This window comes from Aeromonas sp. R1-1 (assembly GCF_040908495.1).
In the GTDB taxonomy this organism is placed as follows: domain Bacteria; phylum Pseudomonadota; class Gammaproteobacteria; order Enterobacterales; family Aeromonadaceae; genus Aeromonas; species Aeromonas veronii.
Genome location: NZ_JBFODV010000258.1, coordinates 1 through 3,118 on the forward strand (window position 1 = coordinate 1; position 3,118 = coordinate 3,118).

Below are 3,118 nucleotides of genomic sequence, written 5' to 3' on the forward strand. Positions count from 1 at the left end.
ATCTGCCGAGAGCACCGCATTCTCCGTTCGATCGGGCAGGGTCAGCTGGGTGGTCTGGCTGGCGGCCAGGGCGGCAATTGCCGGACGGGGATCCAACAACGCCTTGAGGGCCGCCACCCCCTTCTGAGCGGCATAGGCGGTCAAATACTCCTCTTCTGCTGCCACCACCTTGCCCTGGGTGCGGGCGTCCTTGATCAAGGTTGCGGCATCCGTGGTCTCGACCTTGGCGCTCAAGGTGGCCACTTCCGTCACCAGGGCGTTATAGGTCTCCACCGGTACATACTTGGCCAGGTCAATCTGGCCACCCTGCCCTGTGGAGATGGTCGCCTTGAGCGCGGCCAGCGAGGTGCGCTCAGCAGTGAGAGCTGCCTCCAGCTCCGGGGCTTTCTTGGCGCTGGCCTGCAGGGTATCCAGAGCAGCCAGAGCGGCAGTCCCCTGCTCGGCGGTAAACTGGCCATCGGCACCCGGCTGGATGCCGAGTTTGCCGAGCAGCGCGATCAGGTGTTCGTTCATGGATTTCTCCTGTTGTGCAACATGGGATGAGGTGGCCAGCTGGCCGGGTTGGGTAGACATAAGGCTTGATGCTGGTAACGCACTCAAAGCGGCAAGCGCCTGCATGCCCACCACACCGGGATCATTGGTGATGGCAGTCATCCGCAGTTCCAGCGGGCGGCCGAGGGCGTCATAGGGAAAGACGGCAGAAAGGAATCGGTACTCTTTGGCAGCCACCAGGGCGGCAGCCCGCTCCGTCCAGCGCGGCTTGATAAAGAGCCCCTGCCCTTCGCGCCATGCAATCTCGTCACTGTTGTACCAACCGGCCGCAGGGGCTGGCTGGCCGTTCTGGTCAGTCTTGAGGGTCTGGTGGTCGTAATCGATCAGGATGTCTTGCCCAAGCGCTTTGGCACGGGCAATCAGGGCTGCAGCGATCTGCCCGTCCAGTTGCCAATGGCCACTCGCCACATCGAACGGACGACCATCACGGGCCTTGAACGGGCCGACCGGCAGCAGCTGGTACCAGCCATCGCCTTGGGGGGTGAGCTGCGCATCGAGCACCGCCAGCCGCTCCCCGCTGACGGGGTTGGCTTGGAGGGTCGCCACGAAGGGCGCTGAGTATGGGGTCTTGGATATGTTCATGCCGCCATAGTGCGGCGGCATGAAGGGGGATGGGGTTTATGGTGGGTTAAAGCTTATTCGTCACCCGATTTTTCATTCTGCTTTCGTCCAGTAATAAATATGTATGCTAAGCCTGTCATCGTACCGCCAGCCAGCAAGCTGCCAGACCATGTAAAATCTTTACTAATCAACCAAACCGAGCTGACCAGCGTGAACATACAAATAATAAAAGCAAAAATCTGACCTAAGCGTTCATTCCATATTGACGCTGTCACAGAACGACTTTCAATATCGATCCGATGTCCCTGCTGCCTCTCCGTCAGACTAACAATTCTATCTGCAAATCCTGGACAGATATCCTCATATTGAGCGAGCATAGCTGGTGGTGGAAGTGGGCCTTGAAAAGCACTGACCTGGCGCACCATTCTAGGGATATTTTCTGACGGCTCTTTTTCAACTCGACTAGCAACCTCTTGCATTAAAAGAGGTTCGGGAATTTCTCTTAGAATCAATTGAATCGCTTCGAGATCTCTCTGTTCCGCTTCAGCTGCCACCTCAGCGTCGACTTCAGTACAAGTATGCGTTTGGCCATCATTAGAATTATCGACAGGAACACGTTCATCAGACATATCCTTTGAAAAATCAATGTCCCCATCACGTTCTACTTGTTGTAGATTGTCAACCTTATCCAAAGCTATTCGTCTCCCTTCTCGATTTTTGTCAACTCTATACTTTTAATTGTGTCTTTTAGGTCTTTCCCTGTATTAGACCAATCAGATGCCAACGCATCAATATCGTTATTTAATGATAAATGTTTCAAATGGCGGAATAGTGATCCAGCAGGCAGAACATTAAACGAATTGATTGCATTTTTCGTCGACTCAAGAATGTTTGAACTTTTTAATAAATACGAAGATTTATTTATAAAATCCATATGTCGTGAATATACTGAAGTTTTCATTTCTATGTTTGAAATCAACTTCCAGTATTCATCGGACAAGCCTAAGGCAGTGATTCGAGCTGTTGCCTTATTAACCTCATCTTTATATTTAAGACTGTTCCAGTGTTTTATAATTGAGCGCAAGTTGTCACTATCTTTCAATGCCAACTCAGGCAAACTTGCACCAGCAGCCTCTAGAGCGTCATTACGCTTACGTTGAATATCGATCAGGCTTGCACCAGCCTCTAACAAAGCCTCCTTATGCTTCTGCTGCAAATCAATCAAACTTGCGCCAGCAGCCTGTAGGGCTTCACTACGCTTATGGTGCATATCGGTCAGGCTTGCAGCAGCCTCCAGTAAAGAATCGTTATACTTGCGTTGCTGCTCTACAAAGCAAGCACTTGCATCCTGTAAGGCATTGCTATTAATCAATTTTTCCCAGCTCTCACTCGAAAGGCTCGTAGTGTCCTCACCTAACGAACTGGGCGCAGAGTGAGCCTCGTGGTTGGCATTGCCATGTTGAACATCATGTGTCGAATGCTCTTGACCTGACGTAGAAATCACGCTTGCTTCATTTCCTTTATCTTCATATGAGTTCGGTCCTTGAGGAGAAACAGTCAACTCTGATTCCAGCGAAGTATCTTTGATTTGACCTATTGGTTTTTTGAAATTCATACCATCCCCCTCCAACTTACTAGGGTTACATCATATACAGCCCTAGCATAAGGATGTGCCATACCTTATACATTACCACAAACACTGCTGTTTAAACCTGTTTAAGTGTACGTAAGACTACATGCTGATCCCTACCCAATGCACCTTATCATACTCATCACTTAGAGCTCTTAAAACGTGTTAAATTCACTTTGCTGATAGATACCCTTCAAGTGTCTCCAACACACTCTCTTTATCCCCTTCTGACAGCCCCAGAGCACGGCGCTCTGGCAGGTTGATCTCTGGGCGCCCGAACTGGTGGGCGGCACCGTATACCATGGGCGTGCCGAAGTAGAGGGTCTGGGGATCGACCTGATAGTCGAGGGTATCGCGCAGATCATCGTTCAGACG

General features: G+C 50.9%; 4 protein-coding genes. All 4 read right to left on the reverse strand.

The genetic code is table 11. The features are described from left to right. Positions 1–1,155: phage protease (locus AB5Y92_RS17310; protein ID WP_368227245.1), on the reverse strand; the 1,155-nt coding region annotated here is incomplete at its 3' end. A 32-nt stretch (positions 1,156–1,187) separates the two neighbouring features. Then, complete coding sequence (locus AB5Y92_RS17315; protein ID WP_368227246.1) at positions 1,188–1,805, reverse strand: DUF2335 domain-containing protein; 618 nt, start codon at positions 1,803–1,805, stop codon at positions 1,188–1,190. A 2-nt stretch (positions 1,806–1,807) separates the two neighbouring features. Further along, positions 1,808–2,728, reverse strand: a complete 921-nt coding sequence (locus tag AB5Y92_RS17320) for a hypothetical protein (RefSeq protein ID WP_368227247.1) — start codon at positions 2,726–2,728, stop codon at positions 1,808–1,810. A gap of 186 nt (positions 2,729–2,914) precedes the next feature. Continuing rightward, a partial coding sequence (locus AB5Y92_RS17325) for a phage virion morphogenesis protein (protein ID WP_368227248.1) occupies positions 2,915–3,118 on the reverse strand: 204 nt, incomplete at its 5' end.

Bases quoted from the DNA above. Each gene is read 5' to 3' on its own strand.
- AB5Y92_RS17320 (WP_368227247.1), bottom strand. From the start codon at position 2,728: ATGAATTTCAAAAAACCAATAGGTCAAATCAAAGATACTTCGCTGGAA.